We start from the raw sequence: 366 nt of genomic DNA, 5'->3' as shown, positions 1-366 counted from the left end.
GCTGCACCACCGCATTCAACGGCTTGTTAAACTGCGCCATACGTGAAAAATAGTGATTCACCAACGCCACTGAGGTGGTTTCTCCGGACGCCAACTGTGCCAACAGTGTCCCTGCGCTACGATAGCTCTGCTCACTCATCGCCCTTTTCTCCCTGTTGGGCACGTTTACGCCGCAACGCCAGATTCTCGCGCGCAGCGCTGACCTGCGAAACCTCAGCCTGCGCTAATACGATATCGTGGGCGGCGGGTAGATTGTGCAGTTGCTCATCAAGGTAACGCGCCACATCCGCGATGGTTGGCAGACGGAACAGATCGACAATGGGAATCTCCTGCCCGATAATCGCCTCAAGTGCCTGCTGAATACGC

The 366-nt window shown here is 56.3% G+C and carries 1 protein-coding gene; it reads right to left on the bottom strand.

Features of this window, described 5'->3' with window-relative positions; all coding sequences use genetic code 11:
- Positions 1-131 precede the first annotated feature (131 nt).
- On the bottom strand, positions 132-366 hold a 235-nt coding region (locus LZP73_RS19455; protein WP_234236565.1), incomplete at its 5' end, for a hypothetical protein.

It is taken from the genome of Shewanella sp. AS16 (assembly GCF_021412365.1).
In the GTDB taxonomy this organism is placed as follows: Bacteria; Pseudomonadota; Gammaproteobacteria; order Enterobacterales; family Shewanellaceae; genus Shewanella; species Shewanella salipaludis.
The sequence above is the reverse complement of the archived record's forward strand: the minus strand, read 5'-3'. Positions and strand labels throughout refer to the sequence as shown.